At 69.8% G+C, this 26980-nt stretch carries 29 protein-coding genes; 9 read left to right on the plus strand and 20 right to left on the minus strand.

The window, feature by feature from the left end; all coding sequences use genetic code 11:
* From VF522_RS19985 to VF522_RS20005, 5 genes are all read right to left on the minus strand, one after another.
* Positions 1-537 (minus strand): ribonucleotide reductase N-terminal alpha domain-containing protein (locus tag VF522_RS19985; protein WP_330910068.1); only part of this gene is annotated, 537 nt, incomplete at its 3' end.
* A complete protein-coding gene (locus tag VF522_RS19990) occupies positions 534-1715 on the minus strand; it encodes a nitronate monooxygenase family protein (RefSeq protein ID WP_330910069.1) in 1182 nt (393 codons plus the stop codon). The genes VF522_RS19985 and VF522_RS19990, both read right to left, overlap by 4 nt.
* Before the next feature lie 128 nt (positions 1716-1843).
* Complete coding sequence (gene nirK, locus VF522_RS19995) at positions 1844-3343, minus strand: copper-containing nitrite reductase (protein WP_330910070.1); 1500 nt, start codon at positions 3341-3343, stop codon at positions 1844-1846.
* Between the two features lie 193 nt (positions 3344-3536).
* Positions 3537-4313, minus strand: a complete 777-nt coding sequence (locus tag VF522_RS20000; RefSeq protein ID WP_330910071.1) for a slipin family protein — start codon at positions 4311-4313, stop codon at positions 3537-3539.
* Between the two features lie 22 nt (positions 4314-4335).
* Positions 4336-5703 carry a nodulation protein NfeD gene (locus VF522_RS20005; RefSeq protein ID WP_330910072.1) on the minus strand — a complete coding sequence of 456 codons (1368 nt, stop codon included), beginning with the start codon at positions 5701-5703 and terminating at the stop codon, positions 4336-4338.
* A gap of 90 nt (positions 5704-5793) precedes the next feature.
* Here VF522_RS20005 and VF522_RS20010 point away from each other — a divergent pair, with 90 nt between their 5' ends.
* The 3 genes from VF522_RS20010 to VF522_RS20020 all read left to right on the plus strand — a co-directional run bounded on the left by VF522_RS20010 (position 5794) and on the right by VF522_RS20020 (position 7919).
* Positions 5794-6468 carry a response regulator transcription factor gene (locus VF522_RS20010; protein ID WP_330910073.1) on the plus strand — a complete coding sequence of 225 codons (675 nt, stop codon included), beginning with the start codon at positions 5794-5796 and terminating at the stop codon, positions 6466-6468.
* A gap of 101 nt (positions 6469-6569) precedes the next feature.
* Entirely contained in the window at positions 6570-7316 is a 747-nt protein-coding gene (locus VF522_RS20015; protein WP_330910074.1) for a Crp/Fnr family transcriptional regulator, read from the plus strand.
* A gap of 72 nt (positions 7317-7388) precedes the next feature.
* Entirely contained in the window at positions 7389-7919 is a 531-nt protein-coding gene (locus VF522_RS20020; RefSeq protein WP_330910075.1) for an REP-associated tyrosine transposase, read from the plus strand.
* A gap of 106 nt (positions 7920-8025) precedes the next feature.
* On the opposite strand, the gene VF522_RS20025 is transcribed toward VF522_RS20020, so the two are convergent.
* The 15 genes from VF522_RS20025 to VF522_RS20095 form a co-directional block, all read right to left on the minus strand.
* Positions 8026-9216, minus strand: a complete 1191-nt coding sequence (locus VF522_RS20025; protein WP_330910076.1) for an NnrS family protein — start codon at positions 9214-9216, stop codon at positions 8026-8028.
* Entirely contained in the window at positions 9213-10319 is a 1107-nt protein-coding gene (locus VF522_RS20030; RefSeq protein WP_330910077.1) for a hypothetical protein, read from the minus strand. The genes VF522_RS20025 and VF522_RS20030 overlap by 4 nt, the downstream gene beginning before the upstream one ends.
* On the minus strand, positions 10316-10648 hold the full coding sequence (locus VF522_RS20035; protein ID WP_330910078.1) for a metal-sulfur cluster assembly factor: 333 nt from the start codon (positions 10646-10648) through the stop codon (positions 10316-10318). The genes VF522_RS20030 and VF522_RS20035 overlap by 4 nt, the downstream gene beginning before the upstream one ends.
* Positions 10645-11103 (minus strand): Rrf2 family transcriptional regulator, encoded by a 459-nt coding sequence (locus VF522_RS20040; protein ID WP_330910079.1) that lies wholly within the window; start codon positions 11101-11103, stop codon positions 10645-10647. The genes VF522_RS20035 and VF522_RS20040 overlap by 4 nt, the downstream gene beginning before the upstream one ends.
* 55 nt (positions 11104-11158) lie before the next feature.
* Positions 11159-13432, minus strand: a complete 2274-nt coding sequence (locus tag VF522_RS20045) for a nitric-oxide reductase large subunit (protein ID WP_330910080.1) — start codon at positions 13430-13432, stop codon at positions 11159-11161.
* Between the two features lie 30 nt (positions 13433-13462).
* Entirely contained in the window at positions 13463-13588 is a 126-nt protein-coding gene (locus VF522_RS20050; protein ID WP_330910081.1) for a DUF2249 domain-containing protein, read from the minus strand.
* Positions 13589-13667: 79 nt separating this feature from the next.
* Positions 13668-14372 carry a response regulator transcription factor gene (locus VF522_RS20055; protein WP_330910082.1) on the minus strand — a complete coding sequence of 235 codons (705 nt, stop codon included), beginning with the start codon at positions 14370-14372 and terminating at the stop codon, positions 13668-13670.
* Positions 14373-14556: 184 nt separating this feature from the next.
* Entirely contained in the window at positions 14557-15363 is an 807-nt protein-coding gene (locus VF522_RS20060; protein ID WP_330910083.1) for a c-type cytochrome, read from the minus strand.
* The gene (locus VF522_RS20065) at positions 15360-16982 is read right to left on the minus strand and encodes a cbb3-type cytochrome c oxidase subunit I (RefSeq protein WP_330910084.1); all 1623 of its coding nucleotides are present in this window, start codon (positions 16980-16982) and stop codon (positions 15360-15362) included. The genes VF522_RS20060 and VF522_RS20065 overlap by 4 nt, the downstream gene beginning before the upstream one ends.
* Positions 16969-17532 carry a cytochrome C oxidase subunit II gene (locus VF522_RS20070; RefSeq protein WP_330910085.1) on the minus strand — a complete coding sequence of 188 codons (564 nt, stop codon included), beginning with the start codon at positions 17530-17532 and terminating at the stop codon, positions 16969-16971. The genes VF522_RS20065 and VF522_RS20070 overlap by 14 nt, the downstream gene beginning before the upstream one ends.
* Positions 17529-17729 carry a hypothetical protein gene (locus VF522_RS20075; RefSeq protein ID WP_330910086.1) on the minus strand — a complete coding sequence of 67 codons (201 nt, stop codon included), beginning with the start codon at positions 17727-17729 and terminating at the stop codon, positions 17529-17531. The genes VF522_RS20070 and VF522_RS20075 overlap by 4 nt, the downstream gene beginning before the upstream one ends.
* An 8-nt stretch (positions 17730-17737) precedes the next feature.
* The gene (locus tag VF522_RS20080; RefSeq protein ID WP_330910087.1) at positions 17738-19027 is read right to left on the minus strand and encodes a cytochrome c; all 1290 of its coding nucleotides are present in this window, start codon (positions 19025-19027) and stop codon (positions 17738-17740) included.
* The gene (locus tag VF522_RS20085; RefSeq protein WP_414709565.1) at positions 19024-19755 is read right to left on the minus strand and encodes a c-type cytochrome; all 732 of its coding nucleotides are present in this window, start codon (positions 19753-19755) and stop codon (positions 19024-19026) included. The genes VF522_RS20080 and VF522_RS20085 overlap by 4 nt, the downstream gene beginning before the upstream one ends.
* A gap of 152 nt (positions 19756-19907) precedes the next feature.
* Positions 19908-20330: a universal stress protein gene (locus tag VF522_RS20090; protein WP_330910089.1), complete on the minus strand. Its 423-nt coding sequence runs from the start codon at positions 20328-20330 to the stop codon at positions 19908-19910.
* Positions 20331-20365: 35 nt separating this feature from the next.
* Positions 20366-20809, minus strand: coding sequence for a universal stress protein (locus tag VF522_RS20095; protein ID WP_330910090.1), 444 nt, complete (start codon positions 20807-20809; stop codon positions 20366-20368).
* A 98-nt stretch (positions 20810-20907) separates the two neighbouring features.
* On the opposite strand from VF522_RS20095, the gene VF522_RS20100 reads away from it, so the two are divergent.
* From VF522_RS20100 to ccoP, 6 genes are all read left to right on the plus strand, one after another.
* Positions 20908-23355, plus strand: coding sequence for a cation-translocating P-type ATPase (locus VF522_RS20100; protein ID WP_330910091.1), 2448 nt, complete (start codon positions 20908-20910; stop codon positions 23353-23355).
* A gap of 11 nt (positions 23356-23366) precedes the next feature.
* The gene (ccoS, locus tag VF522_RS20105) at positions 23367-23504 is read left to right on the plus strand and encodes a cbb3-type cytochrome oxidase assembly protein CcoS (RefSeq protein ID WP_330910092.1); all 138 of its coding nucleotides are present in this window, start codon (positions 23367-23369) and stop codon (positions 23502-23504) included.
* A gap of 75 nt (positions 23505-23579) precedes the next feature.
* The gene (gene ccoN, locus VF522_RS20110) at positions 23580-25016 is read left to right on the plus strand and encodes a cytochrome-c oxidase, cbb3-type subunit I (protein WP_330910093.1); all 1437 of its coding nucleotides are present in this window, start codon (positions 23580-23582) and stop codon (positions 25014-25016) included.
* Positions 25017-25035: 19 nt separating this feature from the next.
* Positions 25036-25665, plus strand: coding sequence for a cytochrome-c oxidase, cbb3-type subunit II (ccoO, locus tag VF522_RS20115; protein ID WP_330910094.1), 630 nt, complete (start codon positions 25036-25038; stop codon positions 25663-25665).
* Between the two features lie 11 nt (positions 25666-25676).
* On the plus strand, positions 25677-25814 hold the full coding sequence (locus tag VF522_RS20120; protein ID WP_330910095.1) for a cbb3-type cytochrome c oxidase subunit 3: 138 nt from the start codon (positions 25677-25679) through the stop codon (positions 25812-25814).
* Positions 25815-25824: 10 nt separating this feature from the next.
* Positions 25825-26739 (plus strand): cytochrome-c oxidase, cbb3-type subunit III, encoded by a 915-nt coding sequence (gene ccoP, locus VF522_RS20125; protein WP_330910096.1) that lies wholly within the window; start codon positions 25825-25827, stop codon positions 26737-26739.
* The last annotated feature ends 241 nt before the right edge of the window (positions 26740-26980 follow it).

Genomic DNA, 26980 nt, shown 5'->3' on the forward strand with positions numbered 1-26980 from the left:
CCCGCCCATCGGCGCCCCGCGGCGCGCGCCGGCGCTTTCCACCGTGGCACACGAGTGGTCGAAGACGTCCATGTAGCTGCAGGGGCCGGAGGCCAGCGACGCCGTCGCGCGCACCTCGGCGCCGCGCGGGCGGATGCGAGAGAAGTCGTAGCCGACGCCCCCGCCGCGCCGCATCGTTTCGGCTGCTTCACGCAGCGCTTCGTAGATGCCCGGATAGCCTTCCTCGTCGCGGCCCTGGATCGAGTCGCCCACCGGTTGCACGAAGCAGTTGATCAGGGTCGCTTCGAGGCCGGACCCCGCCGCGCTCATGATGCGGCCGGCGCCGATCGCGCCCGCCTCGAGGTTGCGCAGGAAGCGCTCTTCCCAGTCGGCCCGCAGCGGCTCGGCCTCGACCGAGGCGAGCGCCTTCGCCACGCGGCGCAGCAGGTCGGCCTCGGTGGATTCGCCGGCCTTGAGGTACTTCTCGCGCAGCACGTCGTGGCTGATCGGCTGCGCGGGCAGCTGCGGCAGTTCGGCAGGGGACGGGTCGCGCTTCATGCGGCTGCTTCCTCCATGGGTGCGGGCACCAGGCGGCCGACCAGCCACTGCAGCAGGTCGCGCACCGGGCGGATCTGGTTGCCGAAAGGCAGGCGCCCCGCACCCCTGAAGAATAGGCCTTTCCGGACATCCCCGGCGTGCGCATGGCCGAGGACCTTGTCGATGCAGAACTGGCCCCAGGCGGCATTGCCGTCGCGCAAGCCGCAATGCGCCAGGCAGTCGAACCACAGGGTGCAGTGGCCCTTCGCGTGGGCCGCCTTCTGCATGCGTTCCTGCAGGCGCAGGTACTTGTCCAGCCACGGGGTGCGCACGGCGCGGGCGGGCAGGCCGGCGACGCTGGTGAACTCCACCAGGTCTTCGGGCTTCGCGCCCGCCAGCACCTGCTTGAAGGCCTCGCTGGCGTCGCTTTCGCAGGTGACGGCGAAAGCGGTGCCCAGTTGCACGGCGGAGGCGCCGAGGGCCTGCAGCCGCAGGATGTCGTCGCGGCTGGAGATGCCGCCGGCGGCGACCAGCGGGATGCGGTCTTCGAGTCCGGCCTGGCGGAAGAACGCCAGCGTGTCGGGCAGCACCACGTCGAAGTCGAATCTGCGGTCGCCCAGGTCGGCGATCTTCGCGGCGCCGAGATGGCCGCCGGCCAGCCGCGGATGCTCGATCACGATCGCGTCGGGCAGGCGGCCTTTCTTCTCCCACTTGCGCACCAGCAGCTGCACGCCGCGGGCGTCGGACAGGATCGGGATCAGCGCCACCTGCGGAAAGTCCTTCGCCAGCTCCGGCAGGTCCAGCGGCAGGCCGGCGCCGACGGCCAGCGCATCGGCGCCGCTTTCGAGCGCCTGCCGCACGTAGCTCTCGTACTGGTCCAGCGCCTTCATCACGTTGACGGCGATCAGGCCGCGGCCCTGCGACAGGTCACGGGCGCGGGCGATCTCGCGCTGCAGCGCCTCGCGATTGGCGGCGTCGATCTGCGCCTTCGCTTCCGGGCCTTCGAGCGAGCCGGTGCGCTCCATCAGGTCCGGGTGCAGCCGCCGCAGGTCCACCGAGGAGATCGTGCCGATGGCGCCGAAGGAGGCGACGGTGCCGGCGAGGCGGCCGGCGGAGACGCCGACCCCCATGCCGCCCTGAACGACGGGCAGCAGCGTTCGTCCGCGGAAGTTCCACATCGCGATGGGTGAGTTGTCCATTGACTTCGTCGTTCTGCGTTTTCTGCGTAGGGTGGGCAAGCTTGCTTGCCCACCATTTGGGGCGCGGGCGGTGGGCAAGCGAGCTTGCCCACCCTACGACCATGACCAGGATTCGCGGCGTCAGGCCCTCAGTGCGCCATGTTCCCCATCGGCTTGTCCGACGCCTTGTACACGGCCGCATCGGCCTTGCCGGTCACTTCCAGTGCCCCGACCAGGCCCTTGCCCGCGCGCGACAGCGCGTGGTCCACCAGCAGGTACTTGCCGGGATACTGCACCTTGAAGTCGACGATGGTCGCGCCGCCGGCGGGCACCAGCGTGGTCTGCACGTTGTGCTTGACCGTGTTGGTCGAGCCTTCGCTGTAGACCTTGTCGAGGATCTCGCCGATCACGTGGAAGGAGGAGACCTTGTTGGGGCCGCCGACGCCGAAGTACACGCGCACCGTCTCGCCGACCTTGGCGCCCATCCTGTGCTCCCTGGTGAGCGCGCCGACCGAGCCGTTGAAGGTGTAGTAGGTGGGCAGTTCGTCCGCCGCGCGGTCGGGGCTGTACTCGTGGTGGCCCTTGGTGCCGAAGGCATGCGTGGTGTACAGGTCGCCCTGCATCACGTAGAACTCCTTGTCCACCTTCGGCAGGCCGCCCTTCGGTTCCACCAGGATCAGGCCGTACATGCCGGCCGAGATGTGGTGCGCCACCGAAGGCGTCGCGCAGTGGTAGACGTACAGGCCGGGGTTGAGCGCCTTGAAGGTGATCGTCTTGGTCTGGCCGGGCGCGACCTGCGTGCTTTCGCCGCCGCCGAGCCCGCCGGTCGCCGCGTGCAGGTCGATCGAATGCACCGCCTTGCTGTTCGGGTTGTTGGTGAGCGCCACTTCCACGGTGTCGCCTTCCTTCACGCGCAGCATCGGGCCGGGCACTTTCTTCGCGAAGGTCCAGTAGGTGAAGGTGGTGCCGTCGTCGAGCTTGCCGTCCAGTTCGACGGTCTCGATCGCGTACTTCACGAACTTCGGCGCGCGGTCGCCCAGCGGCTTCGGCACGTCGTTGGGGTCCATGGAGATGCTCACCGCATTTGGCGACGCGGGTGCGATGGGGCCGCCGGCGGCCGCCGCGCCGACCACGGCGGTCGCGGGCTTCACCGGGGGCTTCGCGGCCGCAGAAGCGTCGGCCGGGCCGGTCACTTCCAGCACGCCTTCCATGCCGATCTGGCGATGGCCGGGCACCGAGCAGTAGTAGGTGAACCTGCCCGACTGCGTGAGCTTGAACACCAGCTTCGTGGGCGCGCTCTTGCCGTCGAACATCGGCGACCGGACGCCGAGGCCTTCGAACACGATGTCGTGCTGCGCGCCTTCGCCGCTGCCGATGGTGATCTCGACCGTGTCGCCCACCTTGCCGCGGAGGACGGGGTTCGCGTTCCCCTTCTCGTCCAGGTAGACCATCTTGCCGCCGGCCATGCCGGTCTTCAGCACGATCCTGTGCACCGTGCCCTGGGTGGCAGGCGCGGTGGCCGCGGGCGCCGCGGCGGGCTTGCCGGCGGCGTTCTTCGCGACGGCGGTGGCGCCGACGGAGCCGATCAGCGGGGCCGAGACGAACAGCACGGCGACGGCGAACGGGATGGGGGCGAAGAGGCGTGACATGTCGGGACCTGGCTTTCTTCTCGTCGCGGGTGGGGCCCCCGCGGGACCAACGATCTCGTTTGTGGAACCGTCGAATCCACTGTAGGGACGGGGCGGCCCGCGCGGGTTGATGCAGCGCAAGGGGAAGATGCACGCCGGATGGACCCTTGATCCAGCGCAAGCCGGCGCGCCCGCCGGCCGGGGGGCGCGGCTTTCAGGGGCCGGCGGCGGGCGCCGGCGCGGCGGCCTTCTGCAGCAGCGGCGCGACGATGTCCAGCGGCAGCGGAAAGACGATGGTGGAGTTCTTGTCGGCCGCGATCACCGTCAGCGTCTCGAGGTAGCGCAGTTGCAGCGCCTGCGGCTGGCGCGCGAGCACCTCCGCCGCCTGCGCCAGCATCTCCGAGGCCTGCAGCTCGCCTTCGGCGTGGATCACCTTGGCGCGCCGTTCGCGTTCGGCCTCGGCCTGGCGCGCGATCGCGCGGATCATGGTGTCGTTCAGGTCGACGTGCTTGATCTCCACGTTGGTCACCTTGATCCCCCAGGCGTCCGTCTGCGCGTCGAGGATTTTCTGCACGTCGAGGTTGAGGCTCTCGCGCTCGGAAAGCATGTCGTCGAGTTCGTGCTTGCCGAGCACGGCGCGCAGCGTGGTCTGCGCGAGCTGGCTGGTCGCCTCCAGGAAGCGTTCCACCTGCAGGATCGCGCGCGCGGGGTCCACCACGCGGAAGTACAGCACCGCGCTCACCTTCACCGAAACGTTGTCGCGCGAGATCACGTCCTGGCTCGGCACGTCCATCACCACCACGCGCAGGTCCACCCGTACCATCTGCTGGATGCCGGGGATGAGCAGCACCAGGCCGGGCCCCTTCACCTTCCAGAAGCGGCCCAGCTGGAACACCACGCCGCGCTCGTATTCGCGCAGGATGCGCACCGCGCTGGCGAGGAACAGCAGCATCAGGATCAGCAGCGTTGCGCCGCCCAGGGCTCCGGCCATGTCGTCCTCCTTGCACGCCGCCTCAGGCGGCCGCCACTTCCACCACTCCCTCGGCAAGCGCCGTCACGCGCACCCGGTCGCCGGCGCGCAGCTGCGCCGGCCCGCGCACCTTCCAGTGTTCGCCTCGCAGCAGGGCCCAGCCCTCGCCATCGGCGTATTCGACGAGATCGCCCTCGGCGCCGACCAGCGTGTGCACCCCGGCAACCACCGGCCGCTTGCGTGCCCGCGCGGCCATCGCACCCAACAGCAGCAGGAAGCCGACGGAGGCCAGGGCCAGCACCGCGATGAACGGCAAGGGAATGCCCCAGCCCGGCGACTCGCTGTCGATCAGCATCACGGCGCCGAACGCGAAGGCCACGAGCCCGCCGAGGCCGAGCGCGCCGTAGCTCGGCAGGAAGGCCTCCGCCACCAGGAAGGCGATCCCGAGCAGCAGCAGCGCGAGCCCGACGTAGCTGACGGGCAGCATCTGCAGCGCGAACAGCGCGAGCAGCAGGCAGATGCCGCCGATCACGCCGGGTGCCACCATGCCGGGCGTGGTGAACTCGAAGATGAGGCCGTACACGCCCACCATGAGCAGCAGCAACGCCAGGCTCGGGTGGGTGATCGCGGACAGCAGCCGGCTGCGCCAGTCCTCGTCGAACGGCACGATCGGTGCGCCGCGCGTGTGCAGCACCTGCATGCGGTCGCCGACGCGCAGCTCCCGCCCATCGAGCTGTTCCAGCAGGTCGGGCACGTCGCGGGCCACCACGTCGGCCACGTGCATCCCGAGCGCTTCCGCCGCCGACAGGCTCACCGCTTCGCGCACGGCGCGTTCGGCCCATTCGCCGTTGCGCCCGCGCAGCTGGGCCAGGCTGCGGATGTACGCGGCCGCATCGGCGATGCGCTTGGCGGTCATCGCGTCGCCCGGTTCGGCGGCAGCGGCAGCGCTGCCGGCGGCGGAGGCGGGCCTGGCCGGCGGCAAGGGGTTGGCAGGCTGCGGACCGACCGGCATCCCCACCGCGACCGGCGTCGCCGCGCCGAGGTTGCTGGCGGGTGTCATGGCCGCGACATGGCTGGCATAGAGGATGTAGGTGCCGGCGCTTGCGGCCCGCGCGCCGCCCGGCGCGACGAAGCTCGCGACCGGCAGCGGGGCGGCGAGGATCTCCTTGATGATGCTGCGCATCGAAGCGTCCAGACCGCCGGGCGTGTCGATCTGCAGCACCAGCAGTTGCGCGCGCTGCCGGTGTGCCGCGGCCAGGCCGCGCTTCAGGTAGTCGGTCGTCGCGGGACCGATGGGGCCGTCCACCTGCAGCACGACCACCGGCGCGGGGGCGGCAGCATCCGCCCCGGGCCCCGGCATGGCGAGCAGGAGGGCCAGAAGGCAGAGCAGGCGGCACGCGGCGCGGCTCATGCGTGGAGTCTAGGCCGCGCGGCGCCGCAGTCCAAGTACCCAGATGCGCACGGCGCGGCCTAAGATGACGCCCGCGCCGGGGGGATTGCCATGCACTCCGTCCTGATCATCGACGACCACGACATCGTTCGGCTCGGGCTCGAGACGCTGCTCGCACACGTCCCGCGCGTGAGCGTGGTCGGCTCGGCCGCAAGCCTGCGCGAAGGGCTCGCGCTGGTGGAGCGCCACCGCCCCGATCTCGTGATCAGCGACATGGGCCTGGGCGATTCGGAAGGGCTGGACACGGTGCGTGCGCTGGCGCAGGCGCAGGCGGGCCGCTGGCTGCTGGTCCTGACGATGCAGGACGAGATGCTCTATGGCGAGCAGGCCCTCGCGCTCGGCGCCGACGGTTTCCTGATGAAGAACGCGGTGCAGGAACAGCTGCGGCCGGCGGTGCTCGCGGTGCTGCAGGGCGGCAGCTGGGTCAGCCCGAACCTGAATGCGCGCCTGATGAACCGCCACCTGCGGCGCAATGCCGCCGGCCGCAAGCCGATCGGGGTGGCCGCGGATGCGTCCCTCAGCCTGCGCGAACTGCAGGTGCTGGAGCTGCTGCGCGCCGGGCGGACGACCAAGCAGATCGCCGCCACGCTGCACCTGAGCGTGCGCACGGTGGACATCCATCGCGCCAACCTGAAAAGGAAGCTGGGATTGCGCAGCGGCGCCGAACTGATCGCGTTCGCCTCGAACCGGGTCGCGGCGCGCGGGCACGGGACCGACGACCGCTAGGTATAACTACATAGTTGTACCGGCTCGGCCGTGCCGATCATCGGCCGTTCATTCACGAATCTGCCGCGCGAACGCGCAGGCGGACCGAGGGGAGTAGTCGCATGATGTTCCACGCCGGCCCGCGCGAAGCGGCGGGCCCGACCGCGGTGTCCGCGCCGCCGGCCAGCGCCAGCCTTTGCCTGAACTGCCGCGTGCACCGCAGCTGCATCGGCAGCATCGCGGCGGAGGCGGGCACCACGCACCTGCAGGGCGTGCTGTCCGGACGCCAGGCGCTGCAGTCCGGCGAAGTGCTGCGGCGGGACACCTCGGATCGCGCCTTTTTCGTGGTGCGCAGCGGTTGCCTCAAGTCCGTGCAGGCGCAGACGGATGGCGCGCGGGTGCTGGGCTTCCACCTTCCCGGCGACCTGCTCGCGGCGGATGCGCCGCAGGTCACCTTCACGGCGGTCGTGGCGACCGAACTCTGCGCGATGCGCTACCCGCCGGGCGCCGGCGTGGATGCCGACACCCGCGCGCTCCTCGGCCGCCTGTGGGACATGCGCAGCTGCGAGCTGCTGCGCGAGCATGCGCAGCGCTCCTGGTTCGCCACGCTGGCGGCGCACCAGCGCGTCGCCGCCTTCCTCTCCACGATCGCCAGCCGCCTGCGTGCGCGCGGCGAATCCACCGCCGACTTCCGCCTGCGCTTCTCGATCGGCGACATCGCGGGCTACCTGCGCCTGCCCTCCGAACCGGTCGGCGAAACCCTCGCGTCCTTCGTGCGCCGCGGCCTGCTGCAAGGCGGCCCGGGCCAGCTGCGCGTGGTGGATGCACCGGCGCTGCAGCGGGAAGCGCACATGCGTCGGCCGCTTTAAGCGAAGATTTCACACATCCCGTAGGGTGGGCAAGCTTGCTTGCCCACCATGCCCGGCCTACCTTGGCCGGACATGCCCCGCTACATCCGCGCCGCCATCCCCGGCGCCGCCTACTTCTTCACCGTCACCCTCGCCGACCGTTCGAGCGACCTGCTGGTGCGCGAGATCGGGCGGCTCCGGCGTGCCTACGCCGGCGTGCAGCGCCGGCTGCCCTTCGAAACCGTGGCGGTGTGCGTCCTGCCGGATCACCTGCATGCGATCTGGCGATTGCCGGAAGGTGACAGCGCCTTCGCGATGCGTTGGCAGCAGATCAAGCGCGCGTTCTCGGTGGGTGTTGAAACCGGTTCGGCGTTGAGTCCCAGTCAGAGCAGCAAGCGCGAACGGGGAATCTGGCAGCGCCGCTATTGGGAACACCTGGTCCGCGACGACGACGATCTCGCGCGTCACGTCGATTACATCCACTTCAACCCGGTGAAGCATGGCCATGTCGCGCGCGTGCAGGATTGGCCGTACAGCAGTTTTCATCGGTGGGTGGCGGATGGCCGATTGCCCGCAGCGTGGGGGTTGGTGGAGAGCCCGGGAGAAGGGCGGTTTGGGGAGTGACATGGTGGGCAAGCGGAGCTTGCCCACCCTACGACCGATCGTGGGACGGTTCCCATAACGTGGCGTAGGGTGGGCAAGCTCTGCTTGCCCACCATCCCCCACGCCATCACCCCGCCTTCCCATCCAACCGCGGCCGCGTCAACACGTTCCAATACCTCACGGCATACAAACCGAAGCCCGCCGACCAGAGGACGCCCGAAACGAGGACCGCTTCCAGCATCCCCGCCGGCCACAGCAGCGGCACGAGCACCCGAACCAACGCCGCCAGCGCCACCAGCCCATAACAGGCCACATCCCACCGATCCGCCCGCAGCGGCCGCGCCGTGTGCCCGCGTGCCGTGCGCGTCATCATGCCGATCACCAGGCCGCCGATCGCCCCGACGGTCAGTGCGTGCGTCGCGGCGGACGAGGGAAGCCACCCGATCGCGGCCAAGGCGCGCAGCGCAAGATGGACCGGGATCCAGGCATACGCGAGATGCAGCACCCACACCAGCGGCGTGCGCAGCGTCGTCCAGGGTTGCCACAGCAGCCAGCGCGCGAGGTGGGCCGCGGCTGCGACAGCGGCCACGGCGGCGACCAGCCAGGGCAACTGCAGCAGGTCCGCCGCCGGCAGCACCAGTACCGACCCGAGCGCGAGCTTCTCCACCACCGGGTGCCGCTTCGCATCGGCCCAGGGGATGGCGTTGCTCGTGAACATGGGGATCACGCGCCCGCCCATCACGCACAGGATGAACAAAACGACGTCCAATGCGGGCTGGATGCCGGCCCAGGCCGGGACCGCGATCGTGCCGAGCTGGTGCAGGTGCACGGCGAAGCTGGCGGCGCCGAGCAGAAGAAGCAGCGCGGGAAAGAAGTAGTTGCGACGGTTCTTCGCGCGCGCGAAGGGGATCGCCAGCGCGATGGCGGACGCGACCGGAAAGGCCGCATTCGCGATCGCGGACGTCCAGGCCCAGGGCGTCAATACCAGCACGCGGCCCGCCACCCACAGGGCCGCCAAGGCGGCGAGCGGCCATCCGGTGGGCGTCGGCAGTCCCGTCCAGTTGCGGCCGGCCGTGAACAGGAAGCCCACCACCACCGCCAGCGTGAAGCCGAACAGCATCTCGTGCGCATGCCATACCGGCGCGGGCAGGTAGGAAGCCGGCAGCCGCCCGGTGAACTGCAGCGACCAGAGCACGATGGACAGCGCGGCGAACACGCTCGCGAGCAGGTAGAAGGGCCGGAAGCCGAGCCGCCACAGCGCGAAGCCGCGCGGCGGCGCCGGCCGGTCCGGTTCTTCGAGACGAAGGAAGGCCGTCATGCGGAAGTCCTCGAAATGCGTCCGCCATGGCGGCGGCGCCAGGCGATCGCCGCGCCCGCCGCGGTGAGGGCGAAAAGAGCGATGGCGAGCGCGTTGAGCAGCGCGCCCTGGGCGCGCCACGGGAAGTTCGCGAAGCCCGCTCCCAGCCGCAGCAGCAGCGAGGCATGCAGGGCCGCGAGCGGAACGTAGAAGAAGCCTCCGAACAGCAGCTTGACGCGGGCGATCGCCGGCAGGATCACCGGCGCATGGCCCATCATCATGCTGACGATGAAGCCGAGGCCCAGCGCGTGCAGGGCCGCGTCGCGCGCCGGGAGGCCGAGGGCGGTGGCCGCCCACGCCAGTCCGCCGACCGCGAGCCAGGCGTAGCCTCCGAGCAGGCACACCGCCATGTAGCGAGACAGGCCCTCGGCGCGCACGGTGCGGCGCGCGATGTCGAAGGCGAACAGCCAGCCGGCGAGCGCCAGCAGCGCAGCGCCGAACACCACCCCGCCGGCCGCGGTCGAGAACGCCGACCACGCCGCGCCCGCCGCGAGCGATGCGAGGATCGCCACCAGCGAAGCCTGCGCGCCGGGCCGCCGCCGCATGAGCCGCGTCATCTCCAGCCGCTCCGCCGCGATCGTCATCACCAGGAACGCGAACCACCAGGGCAGCACCGCCGTCCCCTCCGCGCCGATCGCGAACAGCAGGTTGCCGATCCACCAGGCAACCGCGCTGGCCAGCAGCAAGGCGGTGTGCGGCGCCGCCTGCCGTTTCCACAGCAGCACGTTGACGGCGACGAACAGGGAAGCCGCGGCCAGCAGCAGGCCGCCGCCGAGCGCGCCATGCCCCGCCAGCAAGGCCACCCCGGCCAGCCCCGACGCCAGCGGCGCGAGCCATGCCGTGGGCCGCTTCGCCGCCACCGCGCGCTCGACGCCGATCACGGTCCCGAGGAAGCCGCACATCACCAGCGCCGCATGCGCCAGCGCGCCGCGCCCCAGCCACGCCGCATCGGCCGTGGACGGCAGCGCCATGCCGACGCGCAGCAGTCCGCCGAGAATGCCGCCCAGCAGCGAGGCGACGACGCACGCCGCCAACGCCACGCCGACCACGGCGCGCGCGCTCACCACCCCATGAAGAGGCGGGCCCTGGCGCTCATGCGCTCCGGCGTCCATGGCGGCTCCCAGACCAGTTCGACGTGGATCTTCAGGTTCCCGGGCAGGGACTGGTCCAGCTGGAATTCGATGTCCTCCACGATGACGTCGGCCACCGGGCAGGCGGCCGACGTCATCGTGACGTTCACATCGACGCGATCCTCGGCGACGTGCACGCCGTACACCAGGCCGACGTCGACGATGTCCAGCGCCACCTCGGGATCGATCACGCGGTGCAGCGCCGCTTCGATCGCCGGCAGCAGGCCCGGCGGCCCTTCGTAGGCGAAGCGCGTTGCGCTCATGCGACCGCTCCCGCCGTCCGGCGATCGAAGAACAGCACGCGCGCGAGCTCCTGCCGGTTGCGCACCAGGTCCGAGAGCGTGTAGCGATCCAGCACCGCGTGAAAGGCCGCGACGGCCTCGGCCAGCACGCCGCGCAGGCGGCACTCGGGCGCGATCCGGCAGTCGCCGCCGGTCTCGCCGAAGCATTCGGCCACCTGGGCCGATCCTTCGGTGGCGCGCACCACGCGGCCGACGACGATGTCCTGCGGCTGTTCGCCCAGTTCCAGTCCGCCGCCCTTGCCGCGCACGTTCGAGAGCCAGCCCTGCTTGCCGAGGAAATGCACGACCTTCACGAGGTGGTGTTCCGAGACGTCGAAGGCGGTCGCGATCTGCGCGATGGTGGCGCGCTGCCCGGGTTGCGCCGCGAGGTAGATCAGCACCCGCAGGGCGTAGTCGGTGAAGGCGGTGAGTTTCATGATGGGACCTTCGGAACGAAGAAGGCCGGCTCGCGCCGGCCTTGCCCATGCAGGATCAGGTCCTGGCAGGCGCCGTGCCCGTAGCGGGCACCGATGCGCGCGTCCTGCCGCCAAGCAGCAGCTTCAGCGCATACAGCGCGAGGAAGCCCGAACCGATCGCGAACACGATGTCACCCGGAACGCGCAGCCACACCAGCGTTTCCATCACGCCCGAGTGGATGACTTCCGCCGAGCGGGCGTACCACAGCCCCTGCGTGATCGCCGCGTACGCCTGGTAGATGCCGGCGGGCAGCAGCGACAGGAACACCATCATCGCCAGGCCGATGTTCAGGCCCCAGTACGCGGGCTTGAGAAGGCCATCCGCATGCAGGCCGCGCGCGAACAGGTTGCGCAGGCAGAACAGCATCAGGCCGATGCCCAGCATGCCGTACACACCGAAGAGGGCGGCGTGGCCGTGGGCCGCCGTCATGTTGAGGCCCTGCACGTAGTACAGCGAAGCCGGCGGGTTGATGGCGAAGCCGAGGAGGCCGGCGCCCACCGTGTTCCAGAAGCCCACCGCGACGAAGCACAGCACGGGCCACTTGTAGGCGGCGAGCCAGGGCGTGCCCTGCGAGCGCTTCCAGGTCTGCAGCGCTTCCAGGCCGATCAGCGTGAGCGGCACCACTTCCAGCGCGGAGAACACGGCGCCGACGGCGATCACCGAAGTGGGCGTGCCCGTCCAGTACAGGTGGTGCAGCGTGCCCAGGATGCCGCCGAACAGGAACACGATGGTCTCGGCGATGATGGCGCGGTTGGCGCTCGCGGGGCGCACCAGGCCCAGCTTGGTGAAGATCAGCGCGATCACCGCGGTGGCGAACACTTCGAAGAAGCCTTCGACCCACAGGTGCACCAGCCACCACCTCCAGTACTCCACCATCGAATAGTGGGTGTTCTGGCCCCAGGCGAGCGAGGTCGCGTAGAAGCCGCCGATGCAGGTGGCCGACAGGAACACCATGGCGATCAGGCCGCGGCTTTCCGAGGGCTTCTTCAGCGCCGGCCACAGCGCGCGGCCCAGGAGCAGGGCCCACAGCAGGAGACCCACGAACAGCAGGTACTGCCACACGCGGCCCATCGAGGTGAACTCGAGGCCCTGGTTGCCGATCCAGAAGCTGAAGTCGGTGCCCTGGCGCTGCAGGTTGCCCAGCCAGCCGGTGGCGGTGGAGCCGACCACGATCACGAGCAGTGCGTAGAACAGGAAGTCCGTTCCGAGCTTCTGGAACTTCGGCTCCTTGCCCCCGAGCAGCGGCGCGATGTACAGGCCGGTGGCCAGCCACGCGGTGGCGATCCAGAAGATGCCCACCTGCGTGTGCACGGTGCGGCTGGTCACGTAGGGCAGTACCTCGGCCAGCGGGAAGCCGAAGAAGGACTGGCCTTCCACCGCGTAGTGCGCGGTGACCACGCCCATCGCGATCTGCAGCAGCATCAGGCCCACGACCACGAAGAAGTACTTGCGCGTCGCCTTCATCGAAGGCGTGGCGGTGGCGCCGATCAGCGGATCGGCCCTGGGCGGCTGCGCTTCTTCCTCGTGCTTGCCGGCGCCGTGCAGCCACAGCATCGCGGCGATGCCCGCGAGCAGCAGGATGACCGACACCATCGACCACATCGCGGCCGACGTCGTCATGGTGTTGCCCACCAGCGGCTCGTGCGGCCAGTTGCTGGTGTACGAGAGGCCCGCTTCGCCCGGGCGGTCGGTCGCGGCGGCCCACGAGGTCCAGAAGAAGAACGCGGTGAGCGCTTCGCGGTCGGCGGCGCGCGGCACGGTGGCTTCGACCATCGCGTACTGCTCGCGCAGCTTGCCAAGCTGCAGCTCGCTGCCGAACAGGCCGTCGTAGTGGGCGGCGGTCTGCCGGATCGCCGTGGCGCGGATCGGCGACACGGTCACGGTGCCGCTCGCGGCGTCGTAGGTGTTGTGCCGCATTTCTTCCTTCACGGCCGCGTCGATCGCGCCGCGTTCGGACGCCTTCAGCGCCGCGGGGTCGCTCACGATCGCCTTGGCGCGCAGCGTCTGCAGCGCCACCGCTTCACGGTGCAGCCAGTCGGCCGACCAGTCGGGCGCGAGGTAGGCGCCGTGGCCCCACACGCTGCCTTGCTGCTGGCCGCCGGCGGCGAGCCAGACCTGCTGGCCGCGCTGGATCTGTTCGCCCGTGAAGAGCACCTGGCCCTCGCTGGTGGCGACGGCCTTGGGGATCGGCGGAGCCGACAGGTAGATCTGGTACCCGAGGTACCCGAGGGCGCCGAACGACAGCACGAAGACCAGTGCCAGCCAGCGCCAGAGGATGTGGTTTCTCATGATCCTGTTTTCCTTGCAAAGCGATGGGGTTCAGGCGCCGCCGCGGCCGCCCATGGACTCGTCCTGCGCGAGCTGGCCGAAGGTGGAGAAGATCAGCGGGTGGCGGTCGCGCGGCGCGACGGCGCGCACGTCGATGCGGGATGCGTTCTGGGGCATGCGGACTCCTCTGGATGAAAGGTGTATTTCGAATACACCTCATGGTAGGAATCCGGGCCTCGCGGGCGTTTGCGCTGGATCAAGGTTCCTGCGAAGAGGCCCGGCCGCCGCGCATGCCCTGCGTGGCCACCACCGCCGCCTGCAGGCGCGAGCTCACGCCCAGCTTGCGCAGGATGTGCTGCACGTGGATCTTCACGGTGGTCTCGGCGATGCCCAGGGCCTGCGCGACCTCCCGGTTGCTCGCGCCGCGCGCGATGTGCCCCAGCACGTCCTGCTCGCGCGGGGACAGCTGCGCGATGGGGTCGTTTGCGCCGCGGGTGGCGATCGCCGGCGGGTCTCCCGGTGCGGGCGCCTGGAACGCGGCGACCAGCCTGGCGATCGCCTCGGGGCTCATCACCGGTTCGCCGTGCATCACGCGCTGGATCGCCGTGCAGAGGGCATCGCCCTCGATCGACTTGAGCAGGTAGCCGCTGGCGCCGCCGCGCAGCGCCGCGTGCAGGTCGCTCTCGTCCACGCCGGCGGCCAGCAGCACGATGCGCGCGGCCGGCGCGGCCTGCTTCAGGTCGGCCAGCGCCTGGGCGACGGTCGTGCCGCGCAGGCGGTCGCCCAGCAGGATCACGTCGGGCCGCAGCGCCTGCGCCTTGCGCACGGCATCGGCCGCATCCGCCGCCTCGCCGGCGACCTGCAGTCGAGGGTCGGCCGCGAGCAGGCCGGCGAGGCCGCGGCGGGAAAGGGCGTGGTCGTCGACGACGAGCAGGCGGACGGGAGGATCTCGGTCCTTCATGGGGCAGGCATTGGGGGAATGCCTGCCAGCTTAGGGGTCGGTGTCGCGCCGTCGCTTGATGTACGTCAACGCGGCTGGGTGGGAGCAAGGGAGATGGTGGGCAAGCGAAGCTTGCCCACCCTACAGGGGACGAGAGGCTGGCGTAGGGTGGGCAAGCTCCGCTTGCCCACCATCGACGATCGCCTCAACGCGGCGCTTCGGGATGCGCCCCCACGATCGCGCGGCTCGCGTAATACCGGGCGGCGGCGTCGATCTCCTGCGGCTTCATCTGCCGCGCGACATTGCGCATCACGCCGTGCGGGTCGTTGCGGCGCGCGCCGCTGGCGTACTGCCGCATCTGCGCGGCCAGGTAGGCCTGCGGCATGCCTTCCAGCCAGGGGCTGCCCGGCTTGCGGTCGATGCCGCCATGGCAGGACGCGCAGGGCGCGATGTTGCGCAGCGGGTCGCCCACGCTCACCACCGCGGGCACAGCCACCGACTCGGGCGCCGGCGCGGGCCGCGGCAGCTGCGCGTAGAAGGCGGCCAGGTCGCGCAGGTCCTGGTCCGAGAGGTTCTCCGACAGCGCCTGCATCAGCGCATGCGCGCGATGGGCGTTCTTGTAGTCGAGCAACTGCTTGTGCACGACTTCCGGATACTGGCCCGCGAGATTGGGCACGTCCGAGGCGCTGACGCCGCGCGCGCCGTGGCACATGGTGCAGCGCAGGGCCAGCGTGCCGCCGCGGCCGACGTCGCCGCCGGCGTAGGTCGCCGGCAGCGGCACCATCGCGACGCGCGTCGCGTCGCGGTCTTCCTGCGACAGCGAGGGGGTCGACCAGGAGGAAGGCACGCCCGCGGCGCGGCAGATCGCGTCCCACAGGCCACCCTGCATGAAGTCCGGCTGCACCCTCGGCAGCCACAGGAAGCCGACCAGCGCCGACAGGACGGTCATCGCCGCGAGCGCGGCCAGCGCCAGCTTCACGCCGCGCGAGGCGAAGCGCGGCGCCGTCTTCATCGCGGACCTCCTACCGGCAGCACCGGCACGGAGGTGCCTTCCAGCAGCGCGAGCTGCACGATCGGGAAGCCGTAGTTCACGACGGTGAGGCCGACCATGAGCCCGACCCACAGCGTGAAGGTGTTGAGCGCCGCGGGCACTGGCTGCACATGCACCGGGATGCTGAAGGTGTAGGGCGGCGGCTCGGCGAGCGCAGCGCGCCGCGCCGTCGCCAGGATCCAGAGGAACAGGAAACCGGAGACCACCAGCAGCAGCCCGCCGATGGAGGAGATCACCACCGTGATCGCCTGCGGCTGCAGCGCCGGATGGCTGTAGTCGAAGTAGGCCATGCGCCGCGGCATCCCCAGCAGGCCGGTGAAGTGCCACGGAATGGTGGTGATCATCATGCCGAGGAACCAGAGCCACAGCTGCCAGCGCATCAGGCGCGGCGACAGCGGCGCGCAGCGCAGCAGCTGCGGCCAGAGGTCGTAGGCGATCACGAAATACATGCTGACGATCGCGCCGGCGAAGATCAGGTGGAAGTGGCCGGTGATCCACTGCGTGTTGTGGATCGTTTCGTTGAGCTGGTAGCTCATGTTGATGATGCCGCCGGCGCCGCCGAAGCCGAGCATGACGAAGGCGAAGGCGACGGCCAGCATGTACGGGTTGTCCCAGGGCAGCGCCTTCACCCAGCCGAAAGCGCCCGTGCCGCCGCGCAAGCGTGCCGCGATCTCCACCGAGGCGCAGATGGTGAAGACGGTCAGCAGCGTCGGCACCGACACCATCGCCGTGAACGCCGCATGCAGGAACTTGAAGCCGGCGCCCACCTGCGGATCGGCGAACAGGTGGTGGATGCCGATCGGCATCGAGAACACCAGGAACAGCACGAAGGCGACGCGGCCCATGGTGTCGCTGTAGAGGCGGCCGCCGATGGCGCGCGGGATGATCGTGTAGAAGGCGATGTAGGCCGGCATCAGCCAGAAGTAGACGATGGCGTGCAGCGTCCAGGAGAACAGCACGCGGGCGAGGCCTGCATCGATGGTGTCCCTCCAGCCGAAGGCGGCGGGGAGGATCAGCAGCAGCACTTCCGAGGCGGCGCCCACCGAAGTCCAGGCCCAGAGGTAGGCGCCGGTCACGTTGCCGAACATCGCGAGCGGCACGGTCTCGCCGGGGTTGTCCTGGCGCCAGCGGTGCAGGTTCCAGGACGTGAGGCCCACCCAGATCCAGGAGCCGGCCACCACCACGACGATGCCCAGGTAGTAGAAGACGTTGCCGATCATCGGCGGGTAGAAGGTGTACAGCACCGACGCCATGCCCAGCGCGACCGGCGTGGCCGCCATCACGGTGCCGATCACCACCAGCCAGAAGCCGGCCCACGCCCAGCGCACGCCCAGCAGCGGCCGCTTGAGCGACAGCTCGGTGAGCGCGTAGCCGAAGCCCATCGCCACCAGCGTCGGCAGCACGTAGGCCATCACGGTGCCGTGGCCGGTGACCGAGCGGTAGTACACCTCGGGGTTGCTCACCCACGGATGCAGCGGGCTGCGCGCCACCATCTGCCACTCGCCCAGCACCAGCGCCGCGGCGAAGGCGACGAACGCCACCCAGAAGTGGGCGAGGACCAGGCGTCTAGCGAGGAACACAGCTCAGGGCCTTTCCGCCCTGCGCGTCGCGCAGGAAGGTGTCGCGGTCCACCACCTGCACGCGGGCCCACATGCCCTCGTGCCCGGTGCCGCAGTATTCGTGGCAGGGCATCAGCTGCTCGCCGGCCTTGGGGAAGGTCGTGGTGAAGGTGGAGACGAAGCCGGGGATCAGCATCACGTTGGCGTTGGTGCGGCCGACGACGAAGCCGTGCACCGCGTCGCTGGCCGTGCCGCGGAAGGTCACCGGCATGCCGGCCGGCACCACGATGCACTGCGGCGTGAAGGAGTACTGCTGGGCGACCAGCCGCACGGTGACGCGGCCCTGCGCATCCACCGCCGTGCCCAGGTTGGCTTCGACGAACTCGCCGCGCACGTGCAGCGTACGCGGATCGACGACTTCGACGCGCGACGGCGGCATCGCCGCCCAGTGCAGGCCGGTGAACACCATCATCGCGACCAGCACGAAGATGATCAGCCCCACGATCACGGCCCAGCGCTTCTCCGCGCGCTCGGCCGCTGCGGCGGCGGACGAATGCATCACGGCGCTCATTGCACGGCTCCCCGCGGCAGGTAAGCCAGGAAATAGAACAGCACGTAGATCAGCACCACCAGAAACGTCGCCAATCCTGCGACCGCCCAGGTCCCCTTCGGGCCCTCACTGGCTATGCGTTCAACGGCCTCCTCCGCTCCCTCCCCCTCCGGGGGAGGGTTGGGGTGGGGGCGCTCCCCGCTGCTGATCGGATCCATCGCTCGCCTCACTCCAGCGGCACCGACCGCAACGCATTCGCCTGCGCCGCCGTCACCGGCGTCCCGCCATTCCCCCACGCCACCCGCACGTAGGTCACCACCGCCGCCACCTCCTGGTCGTTCAGCAGGTGCGCGAACGGTGGCATGCCGTAGGGCCGCGGGTTCTTCCGCGTCGCCGGCGCGTAGCCGCCGTTGAGCACCATGCGGATCGGGTTCACCGGCGACGCCATCTCGATCGACTGGTTGTTGGCCAGCGGCGGGAAACCGGGCGGGAAGCCCTGGCCCTCGTCGCCGTGGCACATCGCGCATTGCGCCGCGTAGATGCGCCGGCCCAGCTCCATGGTGGCGGGCGCGACGAGCTGCGCCTGCGAGGTGGGCTGCGCTTCGTCCTTGGGCGGCAGCGACTTCAGGTACACCGCCATCGCCTTTACGTCGCCGTCGTTCATGTACTGCAGGCTGTGGTAAGTCACCTCCGCCATCGGGCCGTACACCGCGCCGCGCTTGGACACGCCGGCCTGCAGCAAGTCGGTGATCTCCTGGATCTCCCATTCGCCCAGGCCCGCTTCGCGATTGGAGGTGAGCGAGGGCGCATACCAGTTCTGGTTGGGGATCATCCCGCCGCTGAAGGCCTGCTGGTCGCGCGAACCGCCCAGCGCCGACACGGCGGTGTGGCACATCGAGCAGTGGCCCAGGCCCTGCACCAGATAGGCGCCACGATTCCATTCGACGCTCTGCCTGGGGTCCGGCTGGTACTCGCCCTGCTGGAAATACAGCGTGCGCCAGCCGAGGAGCAGTTCGCGCTGGTTGAAGGGGAAGCCCAGTTCGTGCGGCCGGTTCGGCAGCTTCACCGGCGCCACCGACATGAGGTAGGCGTAGATCGCGTCGGAGTCGGCGCGCGTGACCTTGGTGTAGTTGGCGAAGGGCATCGCCGGATAGAGCAGCTCGCCGTTCTTCGACACGCCCGTGTGCATCATCCGGTAGAAGTCGTCGGCGGTCCAGCGGCCGATGCCGGTCTCGTCGTCCGGCGTGATGTTGGACGTGTACAGGTTGCCGAAGGGCGTGGCCATGGCGCGCTGGCCCGCGAACTCGCGTCCGCCCGGCGCGGTGTGGCACGCGACGCAATCGCCCACGCGTGCCAGGTACTCCCCGCGCGACAGGATGTCGCTGCCCACCGTGCCGCCCTGGAGCGTGCTCGGTTCCAGCTTCTGCCACGGCTTCGCCTGCCAGAGCAGCAGGCCGGCGGCCGCCGCGACGGCGAGCGCCAGCAGCACCAGCGCGATCGCGAACGGCCGCCTCATTGCTGGCTCCCGCAGGCGACGGGCATGCGGACGATGTCGCGCGGATCCGGCGCCGGATCGGAGGGCGCCGCCATGGCGCCGAGATAGGCCGCCACCGCCTGGATGTCGTTGTCGCCCAGCCGGCTCGCGATGCGCTGCATGCAGTCGGGCGCGGCGGCGCGGCGCTCGCCGGTGCGCCAGCGGGTGAGCTGCGCGGCGATGTAGTTGGGACGCAGGCCGACGAGGCCCGGGATGCCCGGCACCATTCCCGTGAGCTTCGGTCCGTGGCAGGCCATGCACGCGGGGATCTGCCGGCTGGCGTCGCCGTCTTGCAGCAGCGTGCGTCCGCGTTCGATCCCCTGCGGCGGCAACGCCGCGGGCTGCGGCGGCGCGAAGGGCGGACGCAAGGCGGCGTAGTACTCCGCCAGTTCCTTCAGGTAGTCGTCGGAGAGATACGCCACCAGGTAATTCATGGGCGCGTAGCGCCGGCTGCCGTCACGGAAGGCGCGCAGCTGGTTGTACAGGTAGCCCGCGGGCTTGCCGGCGATGCGCGGGAAATAGTCGTTGCTGGTGCCCTGTCCCTGCTGGCCGTGGCAGGTGACGCATCCTTGCGCCCGCGCCTCCATCGAGTCGAGCTTGCGGAAGGCGGGGACGGCCGCCGGATCGGCCGGGGTCTGGGCTGCCGCGGCGCCGGCCACGAAGACCAACGCGGCCGCGGTGAGTTCAAGTCTGCTTCTCGTTCTGTGCATCATCGGCGGAGAGCGATGATGCTTTCGGCGCGGCGGTGCGTCTGTAGGAGCAGGCCGTCGACCGTGTCGTCGGCGCCTAGTTCCGAAGGACTAGGTCGAGCAGGACGAACTCGATCCCGGCCTGCGCCGGGATGACATCGCTTCTCGCGATGTCATTTGACCATCAGGACCGGGATCTCGCAGTCGGTGAGCACGTTCTGCGCCACGCTGCCCAGCAGCGCACGGCCGAGGATGCCGTGGCCGTGCGTGCCCATCACGATCAGGTTGGCCTTCTCCTTGCGCGCGGCCTTGAGGATCTCTTCGCCGGGGCGGCCCACGGTCCAGCGGGTCGTGTACGCGATGTCGTGGCGCTGCAGGAACTTCTCGATCGGCTTGAGCACCTTCTGCGCCTCCTCGGCGTGGTACTCGTTGACGGCGGTCGCGCCCACCATGCTCTTCACGCGCGGCGGCATGGCCGGCTGCACGTTGACGACCACGATGTGGCCGTCGCTGCCGGCGATCTCCGTGTGCGTCATGAGGAACGCGAGCGCCTTCTTCGTGTAGCTGCTGCCGTCGGCGGCGAGGACGATCTTCATGGCTTCTTCTTTCTTCGGTTGCGGTTGAGGTGGGATCAGCGCAGGACCAGCACCGGGATATTGCCATGCGTGAGCACGTGCTGCGTCTCGCTGCCCAGCAGCAGGCGCTTGAGGCCCCTGCGGCCGTGCGAGGCCATCACGACCAGGTCGCACTTGTTCTTCTTCGCGGCGGCGAGGATCGCCTCGGCGACCAGGTCGGAGCGCACCGTCACGGCGCGGGCCTTCACGCCCGACTTCCCGGCGATGGAAGTCACGGCCTCGGCGAGCGACTGGCCGTGTTCGGCCCACTGCTTCTCCACGCGCGCCACTTCGCTCGTCGACAAGGACACGCCGCCTTCGAAATAGGAGGTGGGATAGCGCGGCACCACATTCAGCGCGACGACCTCGGCGCCCACGGTGGAGGCGAGTTCGACGGCGCTCTTCACGGCCTTCTTCGACAGCGCGGAGCCGTCGGTGGGGACGAGGATGCGTTGGTACATGGTGGTTCTCCTGCGATGCGGTCAGCTTACGCAGCGGTATCCGGATCCGGTTGATCCAGGTCAACCGCGGCCCGGGTGCCGGGGCCGAGACTTGCGGCATGCACAGTGCGACCCTCTCCGTCACCCCCGCGCAGGCGGGGGGCCAGGGCGTTCTTCCCCTGGACGTCCTGGGTCCCCGCCTTCGCGGGGATGGCGGGGAAGTGCGCGGGGATGACGGGGAAGTGCGCGGGGATGACGAAGACTCCGCGGTCGACGAGCCCTCGGAGTGGCAAGCCTTCAGTCGCGAGCTGAAGGGCCGCCCGGGCGTGTGGGAGAGCTATCTCGCCATCGAGGGCATCTACTGCGCCGGTTGCTCGCTCACGATCGAGCAGGCGCTCACGGGACTGCCGGGCGTGGCGAGCGTCGAAGTGAACGGCGCGACGGCCACCGCGCGCATCGTGTGGTCGCCGGCGCGGAGCCGGCCTTCGCACTGGCTGCGCGCGCTGGAACGCGCGGGTTACCGCGGACTGCCGGCGGGCGACCAGCTCGCCGCGGCGCCGCGGCGGCAGGCGCAGCGCCTGCTGCTGTGGCGCTGGCTGGTGGCGGGCTTCTGCATGATGCAGGTGATGATGTACGCGGTGCCCGCGTACGTTTCCGAGCCGGGCGACATGACGGACGACGTCGCGGCGCTGCTGCGCTGGGCCGCATGGCTGCTGACGCTGCCGGTGCTGCTGTTCTCCTGCCGCCCGTTCTTCTTTTCGGCCTGGCGCGACCTGCGCAACCGGACCGTCGGCATGGACGTGCCGGTGGCCCTCGGCATCCTGATCGCGTTCGTGGCGAGCACGGCGGCGACCTTCGATCCCAAGGGACCGCTCGGCGGCGAGGTCTGGTACGACTCGGTCACCATGTTCGTGTTCTTCCTGCTGTCCGGCCGCCTGCTGGAGCAGCGGCTGCGAGATCGCACCGCCGGCGCGCTGGAAGCGCTGATGCGGCGGCTGCCGGAGACGGTGGAGCGCGTGGCGGCCGAGGGCCGTTCGGAGCGCATCCCGGTGCGCCAGGTCGCAGTGGGCGACGTGCTGCGCATCGTCGCCGGCGAAGTCTTCCCCGCCGACGGCCGCGTGCTGGAAGGCACGACGCAGGTCGACGAAGCGCTGCTCACCGGCGAGTCGACGCCGCTGCAGCGCGCGGCCGGCGATGCCGTGGTGGCGGGCAGCGCCAACCTGTCCGGCACCGTGCTGGTGGCCGTGGAGCGCACCGGCGACGCCACCCGCTTCGGCGAGATCGTGCAGTTGATGGAGCGGTCTTCGGTGGAAAAGCCGGCGGCGGCGAAGCTCGCGGATCGCATCGCTTCGCCCTTCCTGCTCGCCGTGCTGCTGGCCGCGGCCGGTGCCGCCTGGTGGTGGTGGCCGCAAGGACCGGGGCATGCGCTGGGCATCGCGGTCGCGATCCTGATCGTGACCTGTCCCTGCGCACTGTCGCTCGCCACGCCCGCCGCGACGCTCGCGGCCGCGGGCGCGCTGGCGCGGCGCGGCATCCTGGTGCGCAGGCTCGAGGCGCTGGAAGCGGGCGCGGCGGTGGACACCGTGGTGTTCGACAAGACCGGCACGCTCACCACCGACCGCATCGCGGTGCGGAAGATCCGCACTTGCGGCGACGTGGACTCGGAGCAGGCACTGTCGCTGGCGTCGGCCCTGGCCCGGCACTCGCTGCATCCGGCCTCGCGTGCGATCGCCGCGGCCGCGTGCGGCGTGGAACATCCGGCCCGCGACGTGCGGGAGCACGCGGGGCAGGGCGTCGAGGGCTGGGTGCCCGGCGCGCCGGGTGAAGCTCCACGCCGGCTGCGGCTCGGCTCCGCCGCCTTCTGCGGCATGCCTGCAGGCGAGTCGCAACTGGCGCAGGTGCACCTGGCCGACGACCACGGCTGGGTTGCCACCTTCGACCTCGACGAGACGCTGCGTCCGGGCACGCTGGAGGCGGTGCAGGGACTGCGCCAGCTCGGCCTCGACCTGCAGGTGCTGTCGGGCGACCAGGCCTCGGCCGTGCAACGCCTCGCCGGGCGCGCCGGCGTGCCGCAGGCCTTCGGGCGGCAGGCACCGCAGGACAAGCTGGAACACGTCACGCGCCTGCAGCGCTCGGGCCATCGCGTGGCGATGGTGGGCGACGGCATGAACGACGGCCCGGTGCTCGCCCGCGCCGACATCTCCATCGCCATGGGCGAAGCGGTGCCGATCGCGCAGGCCCGCTCGGACTTCATCGTCCAGGGCGGCCGCCTCGACGGCGTCGCCGCGATCCTGCAGCAGGCGCGGCGCGCCCGCGCGGTGGTGCGGCAGAACCTGGCCTGGGCCGCGGGCTACAACGCGGTGTGCGTCCCGCTGGCGATCGCGGGCTTCATGCCGCCGTGGCTGGCGGGGCTGGGGATGGCGGCGAGTTCGTTGTTCGTGGTGTTGAATGCCGCCCGGCTGGCGCGGCTGCCCGCCACGACGCCGTCATCCCCGCGGAGGCGGGGATCCAGAGCATCCGCTCCGGCAACTCCTGAAAGCACTGGGTCCCCGCCTGCGCGGGGATGACGAAACCCATCATGGACATCCTCTTCCTCCTCATCCCCCTCTCCGTCGTCCTCGCCTTCGTCATCCTCGGCGCGCTCGCGTGGGCCGTCTGGCGCGGCCAGTTCGAAGGCGTCGAGGCCGAAGGCGAGCGCATTCTTCGCGGCGATTGAGCCGCGGTTGATATTCATCAACCGAGTCCACGCGGGCGAAAGGGACACTGGAAGCATCTGAAAACAAGGTGCTTCATGAACGAACCGAGCGTCCCTCCTGCCAGCTACGACGACACCGTCGTCCGGCAGTTCTCGCTGATGGCCGTCGCCTGGGGCGTGGTGGGCATGCTGGTCGGCGTGTTCATCGCGGCGCAGCTGGCCTGGCCCGAACTGAACCTGGGCATCCCGTGGCTCAGCTACGGGCGCCTGCGCCCGCTGCACACCAACGCCGTGATCTTCGCCTTCGGCGGCTGCGGCCTGTTCGCCACGAGCTACTACGTGGTGCAGCGCACCTGCCACACCGCGCTGTTCCTGCCGAAGCTCGCCTCCTTCACCTTCTGGGGCTGGCAGGCGGTGATCGTCGCCGCGGCGATCAGCCTGCCCCTCGGCTACACCTCCGGCAAGGAGTACGCCGAACTCGAGTGGCCGATCGACCTGCTGATCGCCGCCGTGTGGATCTCGTACGCGATCGTGTTCTTCGGCACCATCGGCATCCGCAGGATCAGGCACATCTACGTCGCCAACTGGTTCTTCGGCGCGTTCATCATCGCCGTGGCGCTGCTGCACATCGTCAACAGCGCGGCGATCCCGGCGGGCTGGATGAAGTCGTACTCGGTGTACGCCGGCGTGCAGGACGCGATGGTGCAGTGGTGGTACGGCCATAACGCCGTGGGCTTCTTCCTCACAGCTGGTTTCCTGGGGATGATGTACTACTACATCCCCAAGCAGGCCGAGCGGCCGGTGTACAGCTATCGCCTGTCCATCGTGCACTTCTGGGCGCTGATCTTCACCTACATGTGGGCGGGCCCGCACCACCTGCACTACACCGCGCTGCCGGACTGGACGCAATCGGTCGGCATGCTGTTCTCGCTGATCCTGCTGGCCCCGAGCTGGGGCGGGATGATCAACGGCATGATGACCCTGTCGGGCGCCTGGCACAAGCTGCGCGAGGATCCCGTGCTGCGCTTCCTGATCGTGGCCCTGTCGTTCTACGGCATGGCGACTTTCGAGGGCCCGATGATGTCGATCAAGACCGTCAACGCGCTCTCGCACTACACCGACTGGACGGTCGGCCACGTGCACGCCGGCGCGCTGGGCTGGGTGGGCCTGATCACCATGGGCTCGCTGTACTACCTGATCCCGCGCCTGTTCGGCCGGAAGAAGATGTACTCGGTCAACGCGATCGAAGTGCACTTCTGGACGGCCACCATCGGCATCGTGCTGTACATCGCCGCGATGTGGATCGCCGGCGTGATGCAGGGCCTGATGTGGCGCGCGGTCAACGCCGACGGCACGCTCACCTACACCTTCGTCGAATCGGTGAAGGCCACTTATCCCTTCTACGTGATCCGCATGCTGGGCGGCCTGCTGTACCTGGCCGGCATGGTGGTGATGGCCTGGAACACGTGGATGACGGTCGCCAGCGGCCGCGCGGTGCGGGTGAACGTGCCCGTTGCCATGGCCCACGCCTGACCGAAGAGGGAGTCCTGACATGAGCGACAACAACACCCGGGTGGCCACCTTCTCGCACGAGAAGATCGAGACCAGCAATTTCCTGATGATCGTGCTGATCCTGCTGGTGGTCGCCGTCGGCGGCCTGGTGGAGATCGTGCCGCTGTTCTTCCAGAAGTCCACCACCGAGCCGGTGCTGGGCGTGAAGCCCTACACCGCGCTGCAGGTGGCCGGCCGCGACATCTACCTGCGCGAGGGCTGCTACAACTGCCACTCGCAGATGATCCGGCCCTTCCGCGCGGAAACGCTGCGCTACGGCCACTACTCGGTAGCCGGCGAGTTCGTCTACGACCACCCCTTCCAGTGGGGCTCCAAGCGCACCGGCCCGGACCTGCATCGCGTGGGCGGCAAGTACTCGGACGAGTGGCACCGCATCCACCTGAACAACCCGCGCGACGTCGTGCCGGAATCGAACATGCCGGCGTACCCGTGGCTGGAGAAGAACGCCGCCGACGCGAAAACGATCGAGGCGCACATGAAGGCGCTGCGCACCGCCGGCGTGCCGTACAGCGACGAGGAGATCGCCAAGGCGCCCGCGGAGCTCAAGGGCAAGACGGAGATGGATGCGGTGGTCTCGTACCTGCAGTCCCTCGGTAGAGCGCTCAAGTAAGGAGAACGAGCATGAACGTGAATACCCTGCGCATCGTGGCCACGCTGGCCTCCTTCGCGACTTTCGTCGGCATCTGGGGCTGGGCCTGGGCCCGCTCCAACCGCGCCCGCTTCGAGGAAGCCGGCCGCATCCCTTTCGAACAGGACTGAGGACGAGACCATGAGCGATTTCACCAGCGGCTTCTGGTCCGTGTACGTGGCCACGGCCACCATCATCGGCATCGTCGCCTGCGGGCTGCTGCTGTGGGTGACCGCCCGCAAGAAGGTGGCGCCGCGCAGCGACAACACCACCGGCCACGTATGGGACGAGGACCTGACGGAGATGAACAACCCGCTGCCGATGTGGTGGGTGGGCCTGTTCATCCTGACCATCCTCTTCGCCGCGGCCTACCTGACCTTCTACCCCGGCCTGGGCACCTTCGAGGGCCAGCTGCAGTGGACGCAGAAGGGCGAGTACGACGCCGAGGTGGCGAAGGCGAAGGAGGAACTCGCGCCGCTGTATGCGCAGTTCACCGCCAGGTCGCCGGAGGAGCTGGCGGGCGACGCCCAGGCCATGGCGATCGGCGAGCGCCTGTTCATGAACAACTGCGCCCAGTGCCACGGGTCGGACGCGCGCGGCAGCAAGGGCTTCCCCAACCTGGCCGATGGCGACTGGCTCCACGGCGGCACGCCCGCCAGGATCGCCGAGACGATCGCCAAGGGCCGCATGGGGACCATGCCGCCGATGGCGGCGGCGGTGGGCAGCAGCGACGACGTGAAGAACGTGGCGCACTACGTCCTGAGCCTGTCCGATGCGCCGCACGACTCGCTGCGCGCCCAGTTGGGCAAGAGCAAGTTCATGGCCTGCGCGGCCTGCCACGGCGCCGACGGCAAGGGCAACCCGGCGATGGGCGCGCCGAACCTGACCGACGACATCTGGCTGCACGGCTATGGCGAGCAGGCGATCATCGCCATGATCAACAACGGCAAGACCAACGAGATGCCGGCCCAGAACGCCAAGCTCACCGAGGAGCAGATCCACGTGCTGGCGAGCTTCGTGTGGGGGCTGTCGAACAAGGTGCCGGCGAAGCCTTGATCTGTCATCCCCGCGCAGGCGGCCTCTTCGTCATCCCCGCGCAGGCGGGGATCCAGGGCTTTCTGTCTTTGAGCGGCTGCGCCGCTTTTTTTCCGCTTTTTCGCATCGCGCCGGCTGCCAGCCCCCGCACGGGCGGGGCCGGGGTCGCGCTGGCATGGCGTCCTTCGCGCCCTTCGGCGCTTCGGCAAACCTGCGAGGACCGGGCAGGCGGCCCCCGCGACCGAACTTGCTGCGTGTTTGC

The organism is Ramlibacter sp., from assembly GCF_036383835.1.
Classification (GTDB): domain Bacteria; phylum Pseudomonadota; class Gammaproteobacteria; order Burkholderiales; family Burkholderiaceae_C; genus Ramlibacter.

What these genes read in the sequence shown, in the direction of transcription:
- VF522_RS19990 (WP_330910069.1), bottom strand. Translation starts at nt 1,715, where the DNA reads ATGGACAACTCACCCATCGCGATGTGGAACTTCCGCGGACGAACGCTG.
- nirK (WP_330910070.1), bottom strand. Translation starts at nt 3,343, where the DNA reads ATGTCACGCCTCTTCGCCCCCATCCCGTTCGCCGTCGCCGTGCTGTTC.
- VF522_RS20000 (WP_330910071.1), bottom strand. Translation starts at nt 4,313, where the DNA reads ATGGCCGGAGCCCTGGGCGGCGCAACGCTGCTGATCCTGATGCTGCTG.
- VF522_RS20005 (WP_330910072.1), bottom strand. Translation starts at nt 5,703, where the DNA reads ATGAGCCGCGCCGCGTGCCGCCTGCTCTGCCTTCTGGCCCTCCTGCTC.
- VF522_RS20010 (WP_330910073.1), top strand. Translation starts at nt 5,794, where the DNA reads ATGCACTCCGTCCTGATCATCGACGACCACGACATCGTTCGGCTCGGG.
- VF522_RS20015 (WP_330910074.1), top strand. Translation starts at nt 6,570, where the DNA reads ATGATGTTCCACGCCGGCCCGCGCGAAGCGGCGGGCCCGACCGCGGTG.
- VF522_RS20020 (WP_330910075.1), top strand. Translation starts at nt 7,389, where the DNA reads ATGCCCCGCTACATCCGCGCCGCCATCCCCGGCGCCGCCTACTTCTTC.
- VF522_RS20025 (WP_330910076.1), bottom strand. Translation starts at nt 9,216, where the DNA reads ATGACGGCCTTCCTTCGTCTCGAAGAACCGGACCGGCCGGCGCCGCCG.
- VF522_RS20035 (WP_330910078.1), bottom strand. Translation starts at nt 10,648, where the DNA reads ATGAGCGCAACGCGCTTCGCCTACGAAGGGCCGCCGGGCCTGCTGCCG.
- VF522_RS20040 (WP_330910079.1), bottom strand. Translation starts at nt 11,103, where the DNA reads ATGAAACTCACCGCCTTCACCGACTACGCCCTGCGGGTGCTGATCTAC.
- VF522_RS20045 (WP_330910080.1), bottom strand. Translation starts at nt 13,432, where the DNA reads ATGAGAAACCACATCCTCTGGCGCTGGCTGGCACTGGTCTTCGTGCTG.
- VF522_RS20050 (WP_330910081.1), bottom strand. Translation starts at nt 13,588, where the DNA reads ATGCCCCAGAACGCATCCCGCATCGACGTGCGCGCCGTCGCGCCGCGC.
- VF522_RS20055 (WP_330910082.1), bottom strand. Translation starts at nt 14,372, where the DNA reads ATGAAGGACCGAGATCCTCCCGTCCGCCTGCTCGTCGTCGACGACCAC.
- VF522_RS20060 (WP_330910083.1), bottom strand. Translation starts at nt 15,363, where the DNA reads ATGAAGACGGCGCCGCGCTTCGCCTCGCGCGGCGTGAAGCTGGCGCTG.
- VF522_RS20070 (WP_330910085.1), bottom strand. Translation starts at nt 17,532, where the DNA reads ATGAGCGCCGTGATGCATTCGTCCGCCGCCGCAGCGGCCGAGCGCGCG.
- VF522_RS20075 (WP_330910086.1), bottom strand. Translation starts at nt 17,729, where the DNA reads ATGGATCCGATCAGCAGCGGGGAGCGCCCCCACCCCAACCCTCCCCCG.
- VF522_RS20080 (WP_330910087.1), bottom strand. Translation starts at nt 19,027, where the DNA reads ATGAGGCGGCCGTTCGCGATCGCGCTGGTGCTGCTGGCGCTCGCCGTC.
- VF522_RS20085 (WP_414709565.1), bottom strand. Translation starts at nt 19,755, where the DNA reads ATGCACAGAACGAGAAGCAGACTTGAACTCACCGCGGCCGCGTTGGTC.
- VF522_RS20090 (WP_330910089.1), bottom strand. Translation starts at nt 20,330, where the DNA reads ATGAAGATCGTCCTCGCCGCCGACGGCAGCAGCTACACGAAGAAGGCG.
- VF522_RS20095 (WP_330910090.1), bottom strand. Translation starts at nt 20,809, where the DNA reads ATGTACCAACGCATCCTCGTCCCCACCGACGGCTCCGCGCTGTCGAAG.
- VF522_RS20100 (WP_330910091.1), top strand. Translation starts at nt 20,908, where the DNA reads ATGCACAGTGCGACCCTCTCCGTCACCCCCGCGCAGGCGGGGGGCCAG.
- ccoS (WP_330910092.1), top strand. Translation starts at nt 23,367, where the DNA reads ATGGACATCCTCTTCCTCCTCATCCCCCTCTCCGTCGTCCTCGCCTTC.
- ccoN (WP_330910093.1), top strand. Translation starts at nt 23,580, where the DNA reads ATGAACGAACCGAGCGTCCCTCCTGCCAGCTACGACGACACCGTCGTC.
- ccoO (WP_330910094.1), top strand. Translation starts at nt 25,036, where the DNA reads ATGAGCGACAACAACACCCGGGTGGCCACCTTCTCGCACGAGAAGATC.
- VF522_RS20120 (WP_330910095.1), top strand. Translation starts at nt 25,677, where the DNA reads ATGAACGTGAATACCCTGCGCATCGTGGCCACGCTGGCCTCCTTCGCG.
- ccoP (WP_330910096.1), top strand. Translation starts at nt 25,825, where the DNA reads ATGAGCGATTTCACCAGCGGCTTCTGGTCCGTGTACGTGGCCACGGCC.